Raw genomic sequence first — 19,517 nt, forward strand, 5'->3', positions numbered from 1 at the left:
GAATATGAATTTACCGGATATGATCTTATATAACGGAAAAATTACTACCCTTGATCCCTCTCAACCTGAGGTGTCTGCTATCGCCATAACTGATGGTTTAATAACTGCAGTAGGTGGAGATGAGCTTCTTGATAGTGCCACAGAAAAAACAAAAAAAATAGACCTTAAAAGAAAGAGAGCTATTCCGGGCCTGAATGACTCTCATATACACGTTATTCGTGGCGGTCTTCATTATAATATGGAATTACGATGGGAAGGTGTGCCTTCACTTGCCATTGCTCTCGAAATGCTCAAAGAACAGGCAAGGCGTACACCTGCTCCTCAGTGGGTAAGAGTAGTTGGAGGTTGGTCTGAATTTCAATTTAAAGAGAGACGGTTGCCAACTTTGGAAGAGATTAATGCTGTTTCTGAAGACACACCTGTCTTTGTGCTACATCTTTACGATAGAGCACTTGTAAATCGTGCTGGGCTGCGTGCACTGGGATACACAAAAGATACCCCAGACCCTCCAGGCTGCTTAATTGAGCGGGATAAACGAGGTAATCCAACGGGCCTTTTAATTGCAAATCCTAACGCTTCTATTCTTTATTCAAGTCTGGGTAAAGCTCCAATACTTAATTTTGACGACCAGATTAATTCAACTCGCCATTTTATGCGCGAATTAAATAGATTAGGTATTACAAGTGCCATTGACGCAGGTGGTGGTTTCCAAAATTACCCTGATGACTACAAAGTTGTTGAACATTTAGCCGAGAAAGAACAATTAACTTTGCGCATTGCTTATAATCTATTTACGCAAAATCCTAATCATGAATATGAAGACTTTGCTTCATGGGCAAAAATTGTTTCTCCCGGTCAAGGAACTGATAAGTATAAAATGAATGGTGCCGGAGAAATGTTAGTATTCTCGGCAGCTGATTTTGAAAAATTTCAAATGCCACGGCCTGAACTAGCTACGATGATGGAAGCTGACTTAAAGAAAGTAATTTCTTTATTGGTGGAAAACCGTTGGCCATTCCGTTTACATGCAACTTATGACGAGTCAATCACACGTTTCTTAAATGTATTTGAGGAAGTCAACAAAGAAATTCCTTTTAATGGTCTACGATGGTGGTTTGACCATGCAGAAACAATCTCAGATCGTAGTATGGAACGTGTTAAGGCTTTAAATGGCGGTATTGCCATCCAAGACCGCATGGCTTTTCAAGGTGAATACTTTGTTGATTTATACGGAAAGGAAGCTGCAAAGCGTACTCCTCCAATTTATCGTATGTTAGACCTAGGTATACCTGTTGGCGCTGGTAGTGATGCAACTAGGGTTTCCAGCTATAACCCTTGGGTCGCTCTTTACTGGATGGTTGCCGGAAAAACCATTGGTGGTCTTTCGATATACGATGAAAAAAATAAACTTGATAGAAAAATAGCCCTGGAATTATATTCAAAAGGAAGTGCGTGGTTCTCTGGTGATGAAGGTAAAAAGGGAACCCTTACAGTAGGTCAGTTTGCTGATATTGCTGTATTGTCTGCTGACTACTTTACTGTGCCAGAAGAAGAAATCAAAGACCTTGAATCATTACTCACCATTATGGGTGGGCAGGTTGTTTATGGAAATGATGAATTTAAAAATTTATCACCTGAATTGCCGCCAGCATCACCTGATTGGTCACCGACGGGAGTTTATGGTTATGGTGGTGCTAACCTAGCCCACACTATACTTTCTCACGATGCCCATGATCACAAGTTACATAGTTGCAGTAACCCTCTCCATCAACACACTCATACTGTAATAGGAAAAGATGGAACTAAATGGGGTATTGGTTGTACTTGTTTTGCTTTCTAAGTCAAACCCACCGGTATAATGCCGGTGGGTTTCTTTCTACAATAAGGATATGTAGATTTGAAGTAGCATTGTATATCCCTAATTGAATCTATTACTATGCGAGAAGACCGAAGAGTTGATAGATTAACTTGACTTGTTTTTTACAGCCTTCTCTCCAGGCAAAGTCTGTCCTTTTCCCTTAAGTAAAGATCAATGGGATTCCCATTTGAATCGATCACACCACACATATAAAGCCACTGCCCTTTGACTTTAATATAGGTTTCACCTCAAGACTTATAGATTTTTTCAAATTTTACACTAGAATCATTATTATTTCTATTATACTGATACTTTTTCAGGATCATTTAACTTTTGCATAAAGATACGTGCTGCAAAACTTAAAAATTTATCATCAAAGTGAATAAGATTAATATCTTGACTTGGTGTCGGATCAATAATACGAACTATACTCAAATTATCATTATTAACAAAGTCAACTAGTGAAAGAGGTATTATGGCAACGCCATGTCCATTATATACAAGGCTCAATAGAGAAATAGAAGATTTTGTTTCTATATTTGCTTCAGATAAAGATAACCCTAAACTCTCAGAATATATCTTAATAGATTCACGACAACTACATGAAACCATTATTCTACTCAGCCCTGCTAATTCTCGAAAAGAAACAAATGATTTTTCATTCAAAGGATGTTTTTTTGGAATTACAAGGACGAGCTCTTCGCTATACAAAAGGGTGCTTGTTAATGTGTCTGGAATTTGAGCACTACGTGTGATCCCTAAATCAATATTTTTGTCAACGATTTGATTTACAGCAACTTCGGATTCTATAATTTTTACTATAATGTTGGGATAATGTTGTTGAAACTTCATAATATAAGGTGTTAAATAAGTGAGGTCCTCTAATAAACCTCCTATAGTAATCACACCTCTTTTTACACCCTTTAATTCAAAAATTTCATTATAAACGTCATCAAATTGTTGCATGATAAATTTTCCTTTATCAAATAGCAGCTTACCCGCTTCTGTCATTTTGATACCTCTTCCAACTCGATGAAACAAGGGTGTATCAAGTTCACCTTCTAACACACGTATTTGCTGACTTAAAGTCGGCTGTGAAATACCTAGAACTTCCGCAGCTTTAGTAAAACTATTATTATTACAAACTTGAATAAAATACTCTAAATGACGTAATTCCATTCTTGATACCCACTCTCCGCTTTATGAAAGATTTATAATGAAAAGGACAATATGTATACGTTAACATAACAACTTTATTACCTACTACACTAATTGCAATTACATAATTTTTTTATTTTGTATTACAACAAATTTACTACTATTTATTAATTTTTCCTCCTATTTATTTAATTTATATTTAATTAGGATATTACTAAACAGAAATAACCTCTAAAAACTTACAATTTCCGTGTGTAACATCCTAACTTTTTCAACTCTTTAATTATCATTTCTTCTCCATATAGTCCAAACTATCAAATATTTGCCGAATCCCCTCTTTATGCTGTGGAAAAATAGTATCCATCAATTCAATACCTTCTAAAGTAATTGACGTATACGTGATACTACTACTTGCAAATAATATTTTGTCTCCAATTTTTTATAGGCTGATCGCCTTTACTGTATAGTAGCTCAAGCACTGCAAATTCAGTTGGATTAAGTCTATAACTTTTTATATCCTCTTCAATACGCTTAGTGATTGACTGTACTGCCCTTGATAATATAACAAATAACTTTAAAGATAAGCTCTCATCGTTACTCACGTTCCTAATTACCAATCCTTTACAAGTTATCTTGAATTCGAGATTTATTATATTATCGTCAAAATATTATGTCAATAATTCGTTTTAGCTTTATCAAGCCACTTATAATTTATTTCTCAACATAAGACATATAGAATTAGAAGAAAACAATTGTTACTATATAAGTATCTCAATTGCGTTATTTCTTTTAAAGAGAGCTTGTTTTCTAACGCAAGTTCTCTTTTGTCATATTCTAAATTGAATCCGGACAAATTTCAGATGATGTGTCTGCCCATTTATATAATATAGTTTTCAAACAAAGATTAGAGCCCTCCTTCGTGTAGGAGAGCTCTAATCTTTCATATAAATATTCACCATTTTTATCATTGCGGGGACATCAAAATTTTAACTTGATGGGGATATGGCACTACCCCCATTAATAAATATTACTAACCATATATCTAGGTTAATATCTATCATATTTTTTATAAACAGGATTAATTAGATTTAAAAAAAGATTTCTTTTTCTTTACTCGTAATAAATCACCTGTCCATCCTTTGACTCGCATATACAAATACATCCCCCCTGTTGTGAAAATGATAAATAAGAGAGCGATTAAATAGCTATATTTCCATTCCAGTTCAGGCATGTATTTAAAATTCATCCCCCACAATGCTCCTAAGGCCGTCAAAGGCGTACTTACAGCAGTTAATACAGTAAGAGCTTTCATAATTTCATTCCCACGATGAGAAGAAACAACTTCTTGTAAATGAATCATCGTGTCTAATTCTTCTTGGTACTCTTTAACAAGTTGTAATCCACGCTCTAATTTTACGTGTGTTTGTTTATAACAAAGGGTGTTTGTTAGGTTTTCTAACCAAGCTTCCTCCAAGCCTTGCAACACTTCTTGTATTAAGCGAAACACATGTGTGTTCATAAATAATTCATGACGAATATGATAAATTCTTTCTAAAACTGCTATGTTATTATGATGATAAAAATCCCATAACACATTTCTGAAATTGTTTTCAAAATAGTCAACCTTTCGTAAATAGTGAGATATAAATATTGATAAGATAGCACATAATCCTTCAGCGGAACTATTACATTTTTTTATACCCATAGGGAAATTATGTATTAATTTTTGGAAATCCTCTTCCTCTTTTTCCTGGACCGTTATCAGTATTCCATGAGCTACGAAATAATGAAGAAATTTTTGAATTTTGGCGTCCTTTTTATCTTGATCATATAAAAACGAACCATATACACAAGTTTGACTTGGTGATAACGTATAAACATATAATCCATTTTCACAAGGAGAACTTATTTTTTTTACAAATTGAGAGAAATAAGATGTTACATCACGAGGGATTATAGAAGAAAGTTTTTCAAGTTCACTAGTTTTCACATGATACCAATCCCATTTCGGCATTTTTATGCATTCCATATTATTCTTCCTTTCTGAATAGTTTTATGTTTCATCGAATAATATCCGTAATATGAAATTTATATGTAGGTATTCATATCTTGGAGGAAAAGTTTTTAGATCCTCTAAATTACAAACTAAATGGCATAGGAGGTCTTCTTCTGTTACAAGGAAGACCTCCTATATATTAGTTATTTTCATTCTAAATTTTAAACTTTTCCTCTATACAAGCACTTTGTATCTTTTCTTATTTATATGTGGAAAAGAAGCCACATAATTTGGCACGTCTATTCAACGAACTCCATTTCGGTCGTTATTATAATTTGGATTCATATGCAGATTGATTGGTGATGTCATCAAATACTTGACTTCCAATCATATAGTATCCATGAAGTGCTGCCTCTTTCGAAGCGTCTACCATACGGAAAGAAGAAATTTCACCTTGCATTTTTTCAATTCGTTTTTTGTGGATGTCTACTATTCCTCCTGTCCAAATAATAGTGTCATACTGGTCTAACTTAAATTGTTCTTGTAATACACGCATAACGTCTTGGAAGTGTGTATCCAACTCTTCTTGAATCAAAGTATTAACCTGACTTGTCTGATGATTTTCTTCTCGACCTCCATATCCTTTTTCTAATATTTTTGGCATGTCGTTAATATGCAAGTCATCACTTTCCCCTGCATGATTCTGCAGGATATTCTTAATATTTTTCAAAGGCTTGCTACATCCTAGTTCCGTCTCATAATGATTTAAAATGACATTCTGTTTCATATCTGTCATTTCTAATGTACGAAATCCACCATCAATAATTAAGATACGATCTTGTTCCTGAATGATTCCCTCTTTTAAGAAATAGGCATGTAAAGCAACCGGTTGCTGAAGAATCAAAACATTTTCCACCGTAATATTAATAAATTTCCCATCAATTTGCACGGAAGTTTCTTTTTTTAATACATTTTGTAATTGCTCATGCTGACTACCAAAATAAGTAACGGGAAGCCCGGTCACAACTAAAGGTAACACGACATTTTCTTTATAATCCTTTGCAATGCAACCAAATATTTGTTGTTTAAACTGTTCGCTTTCATAATAATTTTCTATTTCTTCTTCAAATGGAGGAAGAAATGAAGCGTCAGATTGATGTGCTTCATTTCCCATGTAGTATGCAAAGTCTAAGTCTATAAAACTTACCTTTGTTAAATCTTCACTTTCAGCATGATTAGGTACAGGGGCTAGTGTGGAAGCTTCACTCTTAATCGTCACCTCAGAATCTACATCCTGTCGATATGCCCGCTTAGTAAAACCAATTCCTACATCAATTGCATACAGAGATTTCATACTTTTTTCCTCACTTTCTCTTTTTAGAATTAAATCTAAGCACTCTCTTCTTTCCCTTCTTTCATATATTTCTTTTCATTTTTCGTTTTTTCTCCGTCTATGTCCTTACTATTTTGATTTATTTCGTTATCCTTTTCATCTTTTTTCTTTTTGTTATTTTCGTTTTCTGTTAAATCTTTAATAGTAGAAATGACAACCGGTGTGGCTGTAAGCAGTTGTGGTAATGTTTGTTTTGCAACATTAGCTGCAGTTACAGAGAATTGTTTACTTGTCTCAGTTACCTTCTCTAATGTTTCCTTTATGTTTCCTTCTTGTAGTTTGTCTTTTACGCTTTTTCCTTTTGTTTGTATAGCTTTCCGATTTTCTTTTTTTAATAGGGAGACCATGACTCCGGTCGTAATCCCAATCACAGCATATTTAAATATTGTATGTTTCATTTTTCTCACCCTTCTCTACTTTTATTTTCTTCCATACTACAACCTAAAATAATTAACTTACCTATTTATCAGATGTTGCAATCTATTAGAGAGAATGATAGTTTTGCGGCTGTCTATCACTCGCCGTTGGTGTTTCAGCTGTTACTAGAAGTAAAATTCTCCCTTGATCTAATTTTTCTTCATATAAATTAGCTTCCTCCTTCGACAACCCCATTTCCTCCATTTGATTTCGGAGTTCGTCCCCTTTTTTGGAGAAAAAGTTGATAATACTTGTACCCAATCCTTGTTCTTTTACTCCAATCGTATTTGTGTTTGTATCATCCGCAATCTTTTTTGTTAGATGTGTTTCATGTGTTAAAACGTAAATGTCATCTTGGCGAATCCCTTGCAATTCTAGCTCTTTTACTTTCATAACTACTTCCTGTTCATTTTCATATTCATGAACCACCGGTTTTCTTTCATTCTTATGCATTGTATTTTTCCTCCCTTAGATTTTTTATTTTCTTATTTAGTTGTTATGTAATATGTAATACACCTATTTTAAAGATGTTAAACCTAAATTTTCAAAAAACTTCACACAATAGGTTATTACTGTTTTTGAATATCAAAGAAATGTCACGAGCACTTTGCTTTGATAACAGGGTTACAAATAACGCTTTGTTTGGAAGACAAGTCCATTATTTTATAGAAAATTTCTATTTAAAAAAGTTACAAAAGGAGTATAAGATATTTTTTTTCGTTAATTAAATCAAAGGAAAATAAAAAAACACTCTTTTTAAAAGAGTGCTAAAAAACATATAACCTAATAATGTTTCTAGTTTGATTACAGAAAGAAAGTCTTTATTAAAACATATAGTTGCTAATTTAATTGCGATCTTCCTTGCACCCAAGCAGCAATATCATTTATAACATACTCAGGAATATTAGCAGCACTATAATATTCATCCGGTTTACTTATTTCTCCATCCCCTTCTGTAAAGAAATGATTTAACTTTGGATATAGCTGATAATCAACGTTATCTCGTTCTTTTAATTGTTCTTTCCAAAGAGGAATTTCGATTTTTGATTGAACTTGATAGTCTCTTTCCCCTTGAATAATAAGAAGCGGTGTCTTTTGTTCTTTTGACATTTCTGCTGCTTTAATTTTCCGAATAGAATCCCAAAATACTGCTGATCCTAAGTAAAAATCTTTTGAAGGATTCTGACCAGAGAAATTTGGATCCTTTAATAATTCAAATTGCGATTTGTAGAATTTATATTGCTCCTGGTTCATTGCTCCAATAGAAAAAAGATACTCAAATTGATCTAAAACAACGTCTTGAATCGTACGAGCTGGCCCACCCATTACAATTGCCCCAGCAATATTTTGATTTTGGTCTTTTTCAATCATTTTCGGAAGCATCATTCCACCTTGACTATGACCAAGAATATATATTTGATTCTTATTTATTAGAGGCTCATTTTTAAGAAATTGAGTTACAAGAAGAGCATCATCTGTTGTCTCTTTATCAACTGTATAGAAGGGACTGAATTGTGTTTTCAACCCATGTTCATACGTTCGTTTATTATAGCGAAGGACAGCAATTCCCTTCGATGCAAGACCTTCAGCTAAATCGCGAAATGGTTTTAAAGCAAACGCTGTTTCATCCTGATCAGTTGCTCCTGATCCTTGAACAAGAATAACCGCTGGAAAAGGACCATTTCCTTTTGGAACCGACAATGTTCCTGGTAATGGAAATGCACCACTTCCAACTACTACTTCTTTATCAACAAATGATTCAGGCTTACTATATGATGGACGCTCAGCAACAGGACTAAACGACATGCTTAGTTGAAAATCGTCTATTTTTCCAGATGGATCTAGTTTAATTAGTAAAGGTACAGTCATTTTTTCAAAAACTAATTGAATCTCCACATTTGTATGAACAGGATTTGTCTCTTTTTGTGTAACCTCTCCAATTTCTATAAAAGAACCTGCTTGTAATTGAACTGGAAGTCCCTCCCAATAGCTCTTCAACCATTCTTCGGATATTATTTTCTGTAATGACCTTGAGGTTAAATCAAATGCAGATTTATAATCTTCACTATTCATATGGCGAATAAATGAAAGAGTAGTAGATATAATAGGATTTTCATCATCACTATTGTCTATTTTTTTTATATTTGTGTTTACTTCCTTTAATTTTGAAATAAATTGGTGGTTAAATGGATTATTATATGTATTAGGATATAAATTTGTTTTCAAAATTTCCGTATTCCGTCCCTTATACAAATTTGAAGAGCTCTTAAAATTTTCAGGTGAAATTACTTCCTCCGCATATGAGACTGAGGGAATTGCTATTGTAAAAATTGCACTGATAAGTAATAACTTATTACTTATTCTTCTTTTCTTACCCATACTTATTGATTCTCCCTTCAAAATTTAAAATTTCTAATACAATATGCCAACTATAAGGAAAATAAAAATTACCAAAGAGATTAATAATCTATTTTACAATCCTCCTCTCAAGTTAAAAATCTATCATTAACAAACTTCAATAAAAAACGCCTTCCCCCTCTTTTTTTATTGTTGGATTTTCCAATGACCTAGAAGCACAGCACGAAATTACATGTAACCGACCCATGAGATTCTCTGTTTCAAAAGAAAAAAGCACCCCACTAGATGCTTTCTTTAATTGTTCTCACTATCATTTATTTAGGTAATTCTCTTATTACTGTAAGATAAATTCATTCTATTTCCTAAATCTCACTTATTTCTTAATTCACTCATACCAATATAAAACCTAATAACCTACCATCAACAAATAAAGAAAACAGGTTATTTGGCTATTCATTTCGTAAACTTAATGCTCAAATTAGTTTTTTTCACAAAGTTAAACTTTATTAAGAAAAACTTAAAGAATTTCCCTCTATATTCATAAGAACTTTTTTCTATACTCAAAAATGTAAATAGACAAAAGGAGAAACGATCATGAAGAAATTTGTAATTTGCATACTAGGAATAGGCCTCCCTATATACTTACTACCTTTCATATTACGCGGAGATTTAGACAGATTTAATCCGATTGCTGAAGAAAAAAATGTATATGCCGTTGCGAAAGGATATGGTGTTCCAGATTATCATCATAAAGGAAGAGCTATGTACTCACTAAAAGGTGTTGATGAATTAAGCAATGAAAAAGAATATAAAGTTGGAACGAACACGCTTAATGATTTTAGAAGAAAAACTTACTTAAAAATTCATGTGAAAGGAAAGTATGTCTATTCTTACGACGTTATTTCTGAAAAGGACATTCCAGAAAAAATAAGGGGACAATTGGAGATAGCAAATAAATAAAAGAGCCAATTCGTACGAGTTGGCTCTTTATTATCGCTCCTATCTACCGCTTGGAGAATTCTTTCGGTAGATTTATTACATTCATTATCATTGTTTTAACAACCATTCTTCAATTACTTTCACTGTTTCATCTTGTTGTGCTTTTGGCGTAATTAAGCTTGCATTATCACCTTTTTGCTCACCGTACATGCCAAAATGAGCATGATTTCCGCCTTTTATCATGTGCATAGTTGTATTCTTTGACATGAACTTTTTATTGTTCTCTATTTTTTCTACTGTTGCTAAAGCATCTACTTCCCCATAAATTGATAACATCGGAATCGATTTCGTAGAGAAGTCATCTGCAGGATACGAACCTAAGAAAATGATCCCGTCTATCTTGTCTTCATGTTGAAAAGCATACTTAGAAATCATAGCTCCCCCCATTGAATGCCCCGCAACATACCACTTCTGAACTTCAGGATACTGTTCTATTACACTGTCTACTGCATTGATTCCAAATATCGCTAAATTTAATGGCAACTTAGGCATCACTACAAAATGTCCATCTTTTGCGAGGGCTTCCCCTAAGTAACTATAAGCCTCAGCTTCTACTTTAGCTCCTTGATAAAAAATAACCCCTATTTTACCATCTTTCTCTCCAAAAACTATATTCTCTTCATCTTTTTTATCCTCTACTAACGATAAAGCCTCTTTCGTCGGTTTATAAGTAAACTGAGACCAAACAAAAAAACTAATACTTCCTATAAGTAAAATACCTAGTAAAGAGTACAGCGTAATTTTTATCCATTTCTTCACAAAGATGACCTCCCTAAGATGTATATATTCTATATTTTAGATTTTCATTAGTAAACATAAAAACTCGAGCATTTTTATTATGCTCAAGTTTTCATTTACTTCTTTAATTTATACTATAAATGGTCCAAGATAAATATGTAGCAAATGCAGACCATAAAAAATATGGAATTAGCAACCATGTCGATACTTTAGATAATTTGGAAGAAACCACTATGAGAAGTAACGTAGTAATAGCGACTAGTAAACAATCTACTGTTGCTAAAAATAAATTTTTTTGACTGAATTGAAAGTAGCTGAACGCTTGATTGCACATGTAATTTAAAAGGAATACAAACCAAAATGTTTTTGGCTTACGACCATATTTGTTGTAAATAATTGCAACTGAGAATGCAATAAGTCCATATAATACAGCCCAAACTATTCCGATTGTCATACCAGAAGGTGTCCAAGACGGCTTTTCTAGTGCATCGTACCACATACGATCAATAGGAAATAAAATACTAGAAACATAAAACAAACCATATGTTAGTAAAAATACTATAATACTAGATTTTTTCATAAACATTCTCCTTTTTACTAGTAGATTATAGAAACTCTATATGATTATTCTGTCCCTTTAATGGGTAACATTCTAATATTTAAATTTCAAATACATATTGTTTAACCTATTTTATACGAACTCTTTCATACTTTTATATGCATAAAGTGCTCTCTCACGCGCTGCCTTATGATCAACAATTGGCAAAGGATATGTATGACCAAGCTTAATATTGGCCTTTTGTAAAATATGCTCAGGTGCTTCCCAAGGTTTATGTATATATTTATTAGGCATATCTCTTAATTCTGGTACCCATCTTCTTATATACTCCCCATCTTTATCAAACTTTTGTCCTTGTGTGATGGGATTAAAAATACGAAAGTACGGTGATGCATCTGCCCCACTTCCAGCAACCCATTGCCATCCCATTGTATTATTTGCAATATTAGCATCTAGTAGTGTATCCATAAACCATTTTGCTCCTTCTTGCCACGGAATTAACAAATGCTTTACAAGAAAAGAGGCTACAGCCATTCTTGCTCGATTATGCATAAAACCTGTTTGCCATAGTTCCCGCATTCCCGCATCAATAAACGGATAACCAGTTTCACCCTTCTGCCATACTGTTAATAACTCCTCTTCATTATTCCATGGAAAATGTTCAAAGCTCTTATTAAGAGGTTTATATACTGTAAATGGATAATGATATAGCAAATAATAAGAAAACTCTCGCCAAATCAATTGACGGATAAAACTATTCACTTGTTTTTCAAAAAGACTACATTGTCTTTCGGTACTTTTATTGATTAAGTAATGATACATCCACCTCACTGATATTTGGCCAAATGAAAGATATGGTGCCAACATCGAATGAGCATTTTCATTTGGAAAGTCTCTTCCTTCACTATAAGAGGCTAATTTGCTAGAGAAAAATTTCTTACATGCTTTGTATGCCCCTTCTTCTGTAGGCTCCCATATTGATTCAATATGAGATGTCCACCGTATAGTCGGCAGCAAATGTAATTCTGAAACAGATAAGCTTGCTGGTAAAGAGTTTCCTCCCTTTATACGCTGCACTTTACTAATAGGCTTAGGTATTTCCTGCTTTTGAAATGCATTGTAAAAAGGCGTAAACACCTTATATTCAGTGTTATCTTTCTTTTTAATAATCCACGGTTCTAATAATAAATGCGAATTAAATTCCTTACAGATAATACCTTTACCTTCTAACATTATTTTCATTTTTTGATTAGATTGTAATCTGTCCGGATCATAACAAATATTCCAATATACAGCCGTTATACCTAATTGTTCTATGAGAGAAAGTATTTCTTCCAGTGTATTTCCTTTGCGAATTATTAAAGTAGATCCCAATGCCTCAAGTTGCTTTTGGACATCTATTATAGCATGGTGTAACCACCACTTTGATGCACTTCCTATTGAAAAAGTTTCATCTTGTACATATACCGGAAGAAACTCACCAGACTGAACAGCCTCAAATAAAGCTGGGTTATCATATACACGAAAATCTTTTTGAAACATAACAATAATTTTTTTTTGCATAACTATCCCTTCTAATTCTTAAAACATATTAAATTTTATTATATAACAGTAATTTATACATAAGAATTTATTTGTCTTTAATAGATTAATTAACTTTTTCAACTATTTTATTAGTAGCAATTTTAACAACCGTTTCTTTTTCACCTGTTCTATCAATCATGAAACCATGAACTTTAATATCAGAAGGTACTAACGGATGATGACGAATCATATCTATACTCTTCTCAATATTTTCACTAACATTTTCTTGTCCACTTAGCCATGCATTCAGGCTACCACTTGAAAATTCAGGCATGCAATTTTTAAAGAGATAGTCTATTTCTCTGTTATTTTTTATGGAATCACGTTGAATTTGTAGATTAACTATATCAGTTTCTTTATCCTCTATTCCGACAACAATAATTTCTTCAACTTTTTCTTGATAAATAGCAATAATAACAGATCTCATTATATCTCCATAAGGATGTACAATTACAGAATCATAGCTGTGTATAGTCAACACGTTTTCTTGTTGAATGTTAGTTACTTGTTGGATAATCGGCTCTATTCCGTGTTCAATGTCTGTTAATAATAATACTTTTTTATTCTTTGAATTCATATGGAGCACTCCTTCTTCATTATTGTATTTATGAAACTTTTAAACTAGTAACGATAGTTGATTATTCATTACATGATTGTTACCAGTTTTTCCATTGTCCTTCTGGATCAATACTTGCAAGTCTGACCCATCCATTTTGAAATTTTTCTCGAAATGTAAAATCATTATTTAGCAAACGTTCTATATATTCAATAGGCGCTTGAATTACAATTAGTAAACGAAGTGGTGAATGATACGTCTCACTATCTGACTGCATAACGGATTGCCAAGGTAAGCCTGGCAACAAGTCACTTGCATTTCCTTGCATAACACCGAGACCTGCCGTTACGGTTTGGGTTGTTTTGTTTCCACTACCATAATAATGAGGAGCTACAGTTGAAGCGTAATATTGTAAATTTATCCACTGAGCTACTGTTCCTGGCCCTGCAATGATGCTAGCTAATATATCTCCACTTCCATCCCGTTTCCAATCATAATTATGAAGGAAAGCCCTTCCTTCCAAGTCACAATCCTGAGTTAATTCTCGTTTTCCGATAATAAAAGATGCATTACGGGCTAATCCCCATTCCGGACGTATTTCACTCCAATCTTCTGCAAATCGATGTGCCTCTTTACTCGGATTTTTTATTTTCGTTTTAAAATTAGGTAATTGTGTTAAACGCTCTCTATTTGCATGTTGGCTCACACTTGGCATAACCGACTCAATACGATCAAATGCTTCTTGCGCAGTTTCCGAAAGTTCTGGGACGTAAATCCATTCCAATTCATCCACTGTTGTTTTATGTTCAGCTGCTGCAAAAATGGTGTCCTCCGGAATTTTAATGCCTTCAGCAGACAAAGCCTCTCTGACTTCTGGAAGATTACATAAAGTAGCAAAAACTCTTGCATTGAATCCCCCTGCTGCTCCGCCACAAGCACCACACTCAAGCGCTGCAGCATAAGGGTTGTTCGTACTTTGACTACTATGTCCGCACATTACAACTAAAGGCGCGAATTTTTCTGTTAATCCCACCATTTTTAAAGCTTGACGCACATAGTTCACTTTTTCTTCTTTAGTAAAACCGATAGGTATCTCACATTTTGTATCATGAACATGATTAAGTGAGAATGTCGTATCAGGTTTTTGTAACATTGTTTTGCGAAGGTTACGAATGAAACTACCTACTCTTCTTGGCACAAAACTTCTTGTCATCATTTGTAGACCAAGTAAAGGGCCACTTATCTCAGGTAGTAACATACTTGTAAGTACATTTTGTTTCATCGTTTTAAACGTATAACTTACTGAGCTGTCTATCTTCTTACGTTGTTGATAAGGTTTATATTCATTTTCATCCGTGAGCTCTTTTATTTGATGTTTCGGTTTTAATATAACTGGCAAAGAAGGATGACTGTCATTACTACCTAGTTCACTAGTCGCAATTGGTAACCCAAAGAAACCAGCTATTCCAAACGTTTCGAACGGACCTAATTTTTCTAGGTGGCGACGAAACGGTTCTGAACGTACATCAATACAAAATGCTAATTGAGCTAATACACGTTTTTTATCATTAGTTGCACGTTGCTTAGAAACAATCTTCTCCCTTAATTGCTCTGCATGCGTCTGTTCCCAAGCTTCTAGCCAAAGTTTCCTGCGAATATTTTCATCAAAACGATATGCAAATGCTAATAATTCGCTTTGTTCAGCTGCAGACATTTGTGACCATTCCAGAGTTGAAATATTCCCCCAATAGATCCAAGAAGCTATAAGTGGGACAATCGCAACTTTCTTCTCAGCCTTTTGATTTTTTGTAGGTAAATAAGGTTTGACAATGGCCAGCTCCATAGAAATTCGAACTGCTAAATATTCAATCATAAGTTCCTGTTCCTGAATTGATTGTTGGGAACGCCATAGTATCATTCCTGCCCACCCAGGCAAAGCAAGCAAGTGCCCTTCAAGGTAAGCTTGCTTGTTAGATTCAGAAATTCCTAATTCAGATAAAGCTCTTGTTAAAGCTACCTCGGCATCCTCTGGCCAATCTTTTAAAACACTACGCTCATTTTTACTGAGCGCTGGATCAAATTTAATAAGGTGATGCCATGCGCGATACAAACCTTTCTCTCGATTTGGCATCGTCCAACTTGATCCGGAGTCATCCAAATATAATTTACACCATTTAATGATATGATAATTAAGAATATCAGATAGGTTTTCACCCTTTTGATTCTCTATAAGTGAACTTACAGGTTGCATAGGAGAGTCTTTCATACTTCCTGTATTTATATAACTCATTTCTTCTGCCAGTTTATTTAATTGTGGCGATGATAATAGGCTAGAAGGTAATTTCTCTAATTTTAAAGCTGCTTGGCAAAACTGCTCCGCTTTCTTTCGCGGGATATGAAAAGATTGTGAATCAAGCCAACGAGACAAGCCATTTTGTAAAAATGATTCTTCAATCTCTCCTTTTGCCTTTGCCAAATGAATCATAGCAGCACTAGGATATATATCCACATTACGAATTTCTTTTAACCAATCTGCAACTTGTTCAAATGATTGTTTTTCAAGTCCCATCCAAGGGTGATGAGCTGCAAATGTAGCAATCGGCCAAAGTGGTGCAATCACTCGGCTAGCAGATTCAACTAAATCATTCATATTATTTTCTTGTACTTCAATGTTTGTCTCTTTCTTTTTTAAAGTTTCTTTCGTTACGATTGACGGTATGCTCATCACTGATTATCTCCCTTTGATACATAATGTTTAAGATAGCTTGGATGACTTTCTACTGACTTTTTTCTCGCCTCACCCACTCGAACGAACCAAAGATACATTACAGCAAATATTGTAGAGGATTGATTACGAGTAACGAGAGTACTAATAGCACTACCAAATAATAAGAGACATATAACAAAAATAACGGCCGGAGCTGAAGGTTGAACATTTTGATACATGTCAGTATGCAACCATTTATAAAGAGAATTATGAACGGTAAAGTAAATGAGAGAAAATCCAGCTAAAATAAATAGGCCAACAATTCTTCCTATTCTGCCCTCTCCAAAAACAACAAGTTGTTTCCATGAAACGTATAATGACCATCCTAAGATGAACGCACTAACTAATTCATACCCTTCTCCAGAAGTCGTAAACCAAAAAGCAATCGCTATAAATAATCCGAAAACACGTCCGACCATAATCCATAAATTAGATATCTCTTCATTAGACTGCTTCACTGCCCCAAAACGTTGTACGGAAGAACCAGCTTGTAAAAACAGTGTCGCTTTAAACAAACCATGTAAAATTAAATGTATAACAGCCGCTAAATAGGCTCCTAATGCGCATTGAATAAGCATAAACCCCATTTGTGCAATAGTTGACCCCACTAGCTGACGTTTATAATCAACTTGAACTAGGCTAATTCCTGTTCCGATTAAGACAGAAATACTAGAGAAAATTAGTAAAATGATTTGTGCAATATCATCATGGAAAAGAGGTGAAAACCTAGTTAACATGATACCGCCAGCATTTACTAACCCCGCATGCATAATAGCAGAAACAGGAGTTGGAGCAACAGCTGACTCAATTAACCATCTTTGGAAAGGCCATTGTGCTGCTGGAATCATCACAGCTACTATAATCAATAAGTTAATTCCTGTTTTCTCCAACGTTCCAAATTGAGCTACATTTTCATTCGTTAAAACTAATGTTAACTGCCACTGTCCAGTAACTTGAAAAAGCCAAATGATAGCTGCTAGCAAAGCAATCCAGCTTATTGTAAATAAATAACTAGAAATTTTTGTTGCTTCGCTAACTACTTTCCACCCTTTATTTAGCCCTATGAGTAGAACCAATCCTATAAGAGTTGCTCCCCAACAAATAATCATGAAACGAAGATCATCACTTAACCATGCAACCGAAGATATACCTGTAGTAAATGTAAAAAGCGCAAAGTATTTTCGATATGAGCGATCTCCCAGTAAGTAACGTATAGAAAAACGCTGAATGACTAAACCAATTGTAAGAACAAAGAAAGCCATGAACCAAGCTAAAGTATCTAAATGCCAAGGCCCCACAACTCTATCTCCATTGTGATTAACAAGTGCGAGTAAAGAAACCAATGAGGGCAAAGCAGCGATACCAATATGGATATGAACAAAACGTAAAGGCATCCTTGCATGTAAAAACAATAATCCACTTAGCCAAGAAGCACTAAGCGCCATAAAAAATAATGTTAACAGTGTTGATGAACTCAGCGAAATTAACATGTAAAATACTCCCTTCCAAACGAAAATAACCTGTAAAAATTCCTTTTAATTACGATGATTTTTTTAATTTCAATTTTCACTTACTCTTTTTAGTGCATCGTTTTTTCCATAAAAAAAACCGACAACTTCCATAATTCAATGATTTTATATCATCATTGAATTATGGAGATTGTCGGTTTCCCTTCAACTAACTTCAATAAAGTTTTTTGAAGAGCTCCCATTTTATAGAGGATAATAATGTATGTATTACTCCTGTTAAAAAGAAAAGTATATTTCTGATCTCCTAGATTATGCAATCAATATATCAATTTATATTATACGCTATCTTTTCATTAAAAAACTTTTTCATTTAGTCAATATTACATATTAAAAAAATGCTAAAGCCTTAATTATAGCAAACAGTTAAAATAAGCATCTATCAATTTTTTAAAACACTTATAAGATAAACCATATTAAGCAGTTTGTCAATTTCTTTATCAGTTTTTTAAGAGTTATTTGAATTACGATTTATTATACCTAAATAACTTCAAGTTTTTTAATTATTAGCGTGTTAATAAAGTTAAATAAAGTGCAAAACTTGTAGGTTTCTTAATCCTTCCACTAACCTTAAGTTTTATTTTTAAAATTTTTCCTCAAGATTATGAAGCAATTTAAAAATCATTACTCGTTCGCCTGTACGGGAGCTTATATCCGTATGAAAGCTTTTCACTTTCTCTCCAGTTAATTCTAGTATAATCTCTTTCAAATCATCAATTCCAGATTCAACTAGCTCCGAACGGTTTTTCTTTATCGTTAGCATGCCGTCTTTTGTTTCGCAAACAGTATATTCAGCCGGGGTTAAAATACCTTGTAAATTTACGATAATCATATCCCGTAATATATCTGTCTTAACGGATATAGAACCGCGTCCTAAGTAGTCCTTTTCCCAATGAGTAATTGCTTTGCTTATCTCTGATTCAATAGAGCCTTTTGAGCTTTTCATCTATGTATCCTCCTTCAATAAAATAAATTTACAATAACAATATAATAATCTGGATTGATTTTATTTTCAATTATTGAGAAGAATTTATTGGGATTGTTGTAAGGTATCCTTTCATATCATAGTGATTTTTTATATTACAATATAGATTTTTTCATCATTCCCAACAAGATACTCTTACTATAAAGGCTCTGTTGCATAGTTTTCTAAAAAGGTCATTGTGGGGGGAGTTGTATTTTCTTAGCTTGATAGCGATGGGACAGGACCCCTGTACGTTAAGAGATTAGGTTGTATATTTGAGGAGATGTACGAGACAGGTGTGAATTTAGGGTAATCTAATATTTTCCATTCAAATATGATAGAATAGAAGTATATCCAAAACGGAGGAATAACAAATGAACTCAAACACAAAACAGTTTATTTATGATATCCAGCAACGAAAGAACAATTATATAGAAAATGCTTTAATAGCAATACAACACCCTAAAAAAGAGCAATCTGAACAGGTCATTCAAAATATAGTAGAGAAGATGGATATGATGATTAGTCTAGTTACTACGTACATGAGGATTGAATCTGGATCTACAAAAGAATTAAAAGAACTTCAGAAAGAAATTATCCATGCTCAAGCATATATCCAAAAACGAAAATTTGAAGAAACACAG

18 protein-coding genes and 1 pseudogene are annotated in these 19,517 nt (G+C 33.7%); 4 read left to right on the top strand and 15 right to left on the bottom strand.

Annotated features, from left to right (window positions below):
* Positions 1-4 precede the first annotated feature (4 nt).
* Positions 5-1,840 (top strand): amidohydrolase, encoded by a 1,836-nt coding sequence (locus RBB48_RS17715; protein WP_142293585.1) that lies wholly within the window; start codon positions 5-7, stop codon positions 1,838-1,840.
* Positions 1,841-1,980: 140 nt separating this feature from the next.
* On the opposite strand, the gene RBB48_RS17720 is transcribed toward RBB48_RS17715, so the two are convergent.
* The 7 genes and pseudogenes from RBB48_RS17720 to RBB48_RS17750 form a co-directional block, all read right to left on the bottom strand.
* Positions 1,981-2,094, bottom strand: coding sequence for a hypothetical protein (locus tag RBB48_RS17720; RefSeq protein ID WP_142291775.1), 114 nt, complete (start codon positions 2,092-2,094; stop codon positions 1,981-1,983).
* 64 nt (positions 2,095-2,158) lie between these two features.
* Complete coding sequence (locus RBB48_RS17725; protein WP_088063904.1) at positions 2,159-3,037, bottom strand: LysR family transcriptional regulator; 879 nt, start codon at positions 3,035-3,037, stop codon at positions 2,159-2,161.
* Positions 3,038-3,255: 218 nt separating this feature from the next.
* A pseudogene (locus RBB48_RS17730) lies at positions 3,256-3,618 on the bottom strand (MarR family winged helix-turn-helix transcriptional regulator).
* Between the two features lie 476 nt (positions 3,619-4,094).
* Positions 4,095-5,045 carry a magnesium transporter CorA family protein gene (locus RBB48_RS17735; protein ID WP_075308981.1) on the bottom strand — a complete coding sequence of 317 codons (951 nt, stop codon included), beginning with the start codon at positions 5,043-5,045 and terminating at the stop codon, positions 4,095-4,097.
* A 295-nt stretch (positions 5,046-5,340) separates the two neighbouring features.
* Positions 5,341-6,366: a ParM/StbA family protein gene (locus RBB48_RS17740; RefSeq protein WP_088063906.1), complete on the bottom strand. Its 1,026-nt coding sequence runs from the start codon at positions 6,364-6,366 to the stop codon at positions 5,341-5,343.
* A gap of 35 nt (positions 6,367-6,401) precedes the next feature.
* Positions 6,402-6,803, bottom strand: coding sequence for a hypothetical protein (locus RBB48_RS17745; protein ID WP_061671948.1), 402 nt, complete (start codon positions 6,801-6,803; stop codon positions 6,402-6,404).
* 85 nt (positions 6,804-6,888) lie between these two features.
* The gene (locus tag RBB48_RS17750; RefSeq protein WP_088063907.1) at positions 6,889-7,275 is read right to left on the bottom strand and encodes a YflT domain-containing protein; all 387 of its coding nucleotides are present in this window, start codon (positions 7,273-7,275) and stop codon (positions 6,889-6,891) included.
* A 119-nt stretch (positions 7,276-7,394) separates the two neighbouring features.
* Between RBB48_RS17750 and RBB48_RS17755 the strand changes: the two genes are divergently transcribed.
* Complete coding sequence (locus RBB48_RS17755; protein ID WP_088063940.1) at positions 7,395-7,550, top strand: acyl dehydratase; 156 nt, start codon at positions 7,395-7,397, stop codon at positions 7,548-7,550.
* 112 nt (positions 7,551-7,662) lie between these two features.
* Here RBB48_RS17755 and RBB48_RS17760 read toward each other — a convergent pair whose 3' ends face one another.
* Entirely contained in the window at positions 7,663-9,201 is a 1,539-nt protein-coding gene (locus RBB48_RS17760; RefSeq protein ID WP_142291771.1) for an alpha/beta hydrolase, read from the bottom strand.
* Between the two features lie 573 nt (positions 9,202-9,774).
* Here RBB48_RS17760 and RBB48_RS17765 point away from each other — a divergent pair.
* The gene (locus RBB48_RS17765; protein WP_088063908.1) at positions 9,775-10,140 is read left to right on the top strand and encodes a YxeA family protein; all 366 of its coding nucleotides are present in this window, start codon (positions 9,775-9,777) and stop codon (positions 10,138-10,140) included.
* Between the two features lie 87 nt (positions 10,141-10,227).
* On the opposite strand, the gene RBB48_RS17770 is transcribed toward RBB48_RS17765, so the two are convergent.
* The 7 genes from RBB48_RS17770 to RBB48_RS17800 all read right to left on the bottom strand — a co-directional run bounded on the left by RBB48_RS17770 (position 10,228) and on the right by RBB48_RS17800 (position 18,855).
* Positions 10,228-10,938: an alpha/beta hydrolase gene (locus tag RBB48_RS17770; protein ID WP_060487311.1), complete on the bottom strand. Its 711-nt coding sequence runs from the start codon at positions 10,936-10,938 to the stop codon at positions 10,228-10,230.
* 103 nt (positions 10,939-11,041) lie between these two features.
* The gene (locus RBB48_RS17775) at positions 11,042-11,497 is read right to left on the bottom strand and encodes a TspO/MBR family protein (protein ID WP_306007914.1); all 456 of its coding nucleotides are present in this window, start codon (positions 11,495-11,497) and stop codon (positions 11,042-11,044) included.
* A gap of 111 nt (positions 11,498-11,608) precedes the next feature.
* Positions 11,609-13,039: a cryptochrome/photolyase family protein gene (locus RBB48_RS17780; protein WP_306007915.1), complete on the bottom strand. Its 1,431-nt coding sequence runs from the start codon at positions 13,037-13,039 to the stop codon at positions 11,609-11,611.
* An 85-nt stretch (positions 13,040-13,124) separates the two neighbouring features.
* The gene (locus tag RBB48_RS17785; protein WP_088063912.1) at positions 13,125-13,637 is read right to left on the bottom strand and encodes a carbonic anhydrase; all 513 of its coding nucleotides are present in this window, start codon (positions 13,635-13,637) and stop codon (positions 13,125-13,127) included.
* 79 nt (positions 13,638-13,716) lie between these two features.
* Entirely contained in the window at positions 13,717-16,341 is a 2,625-nt protein-coding gene (locus tag RBB48_RS17790) for a DUF2309 domain-containing protein (protein ID WP_306007916.1), read from the bottom strand.
* The gene (locus RBB48_RS17795; RefSeq protein ID WP_306007917.1) at positions 16,341-17,873 is read right to left on the bottom strand and encodes an NADH dehydrogenase subunit 5; all 1,533 of its coding nucleotides are present in this window, start codon (positions 17,871-17,873) and stop codon (positions 16,341-16,343) included. Before RBB48_RS17795 ends, RBB48_RS17790 begins: the two co-directional genes overlap by 1 nt.
* A 619-nt stretch (positions 17,874-18,492) precedes the next feature.
* Positions 18,493-18,855, bottom strand: a complete 363-nt coding sequence (locus tag RBB48_RS17800; RefSeq protein WP_001968557.1) for a Na-translocating system protein MpsC family protein — start codon at positions 18,853-18,855, stop codon at positions 18,493-18,495.
* A gap of 392 nt (positions 18,856-19,247) precedes the next feature.
* Here RBB48_RS17800 and RBB48_RS17805 point away from each other — a divergent pair.
* Positions 19,248-19,517: hypothetical protein (locus tag RBB48_RS17805; RefSeq protein ID WP_306007918.1), on the top strand; the 270-nt coding region annotated here is incomplete at its 3' end.

The organism is Bacillus sp. MMSF_3353 (assembly GCF_030733445.1).
GTDB lineage: Bacteria > Bacillota > Bacilli > Bacillales > Bacillaceae_G > Bacillus_A > Bacillus_A wiedmannii.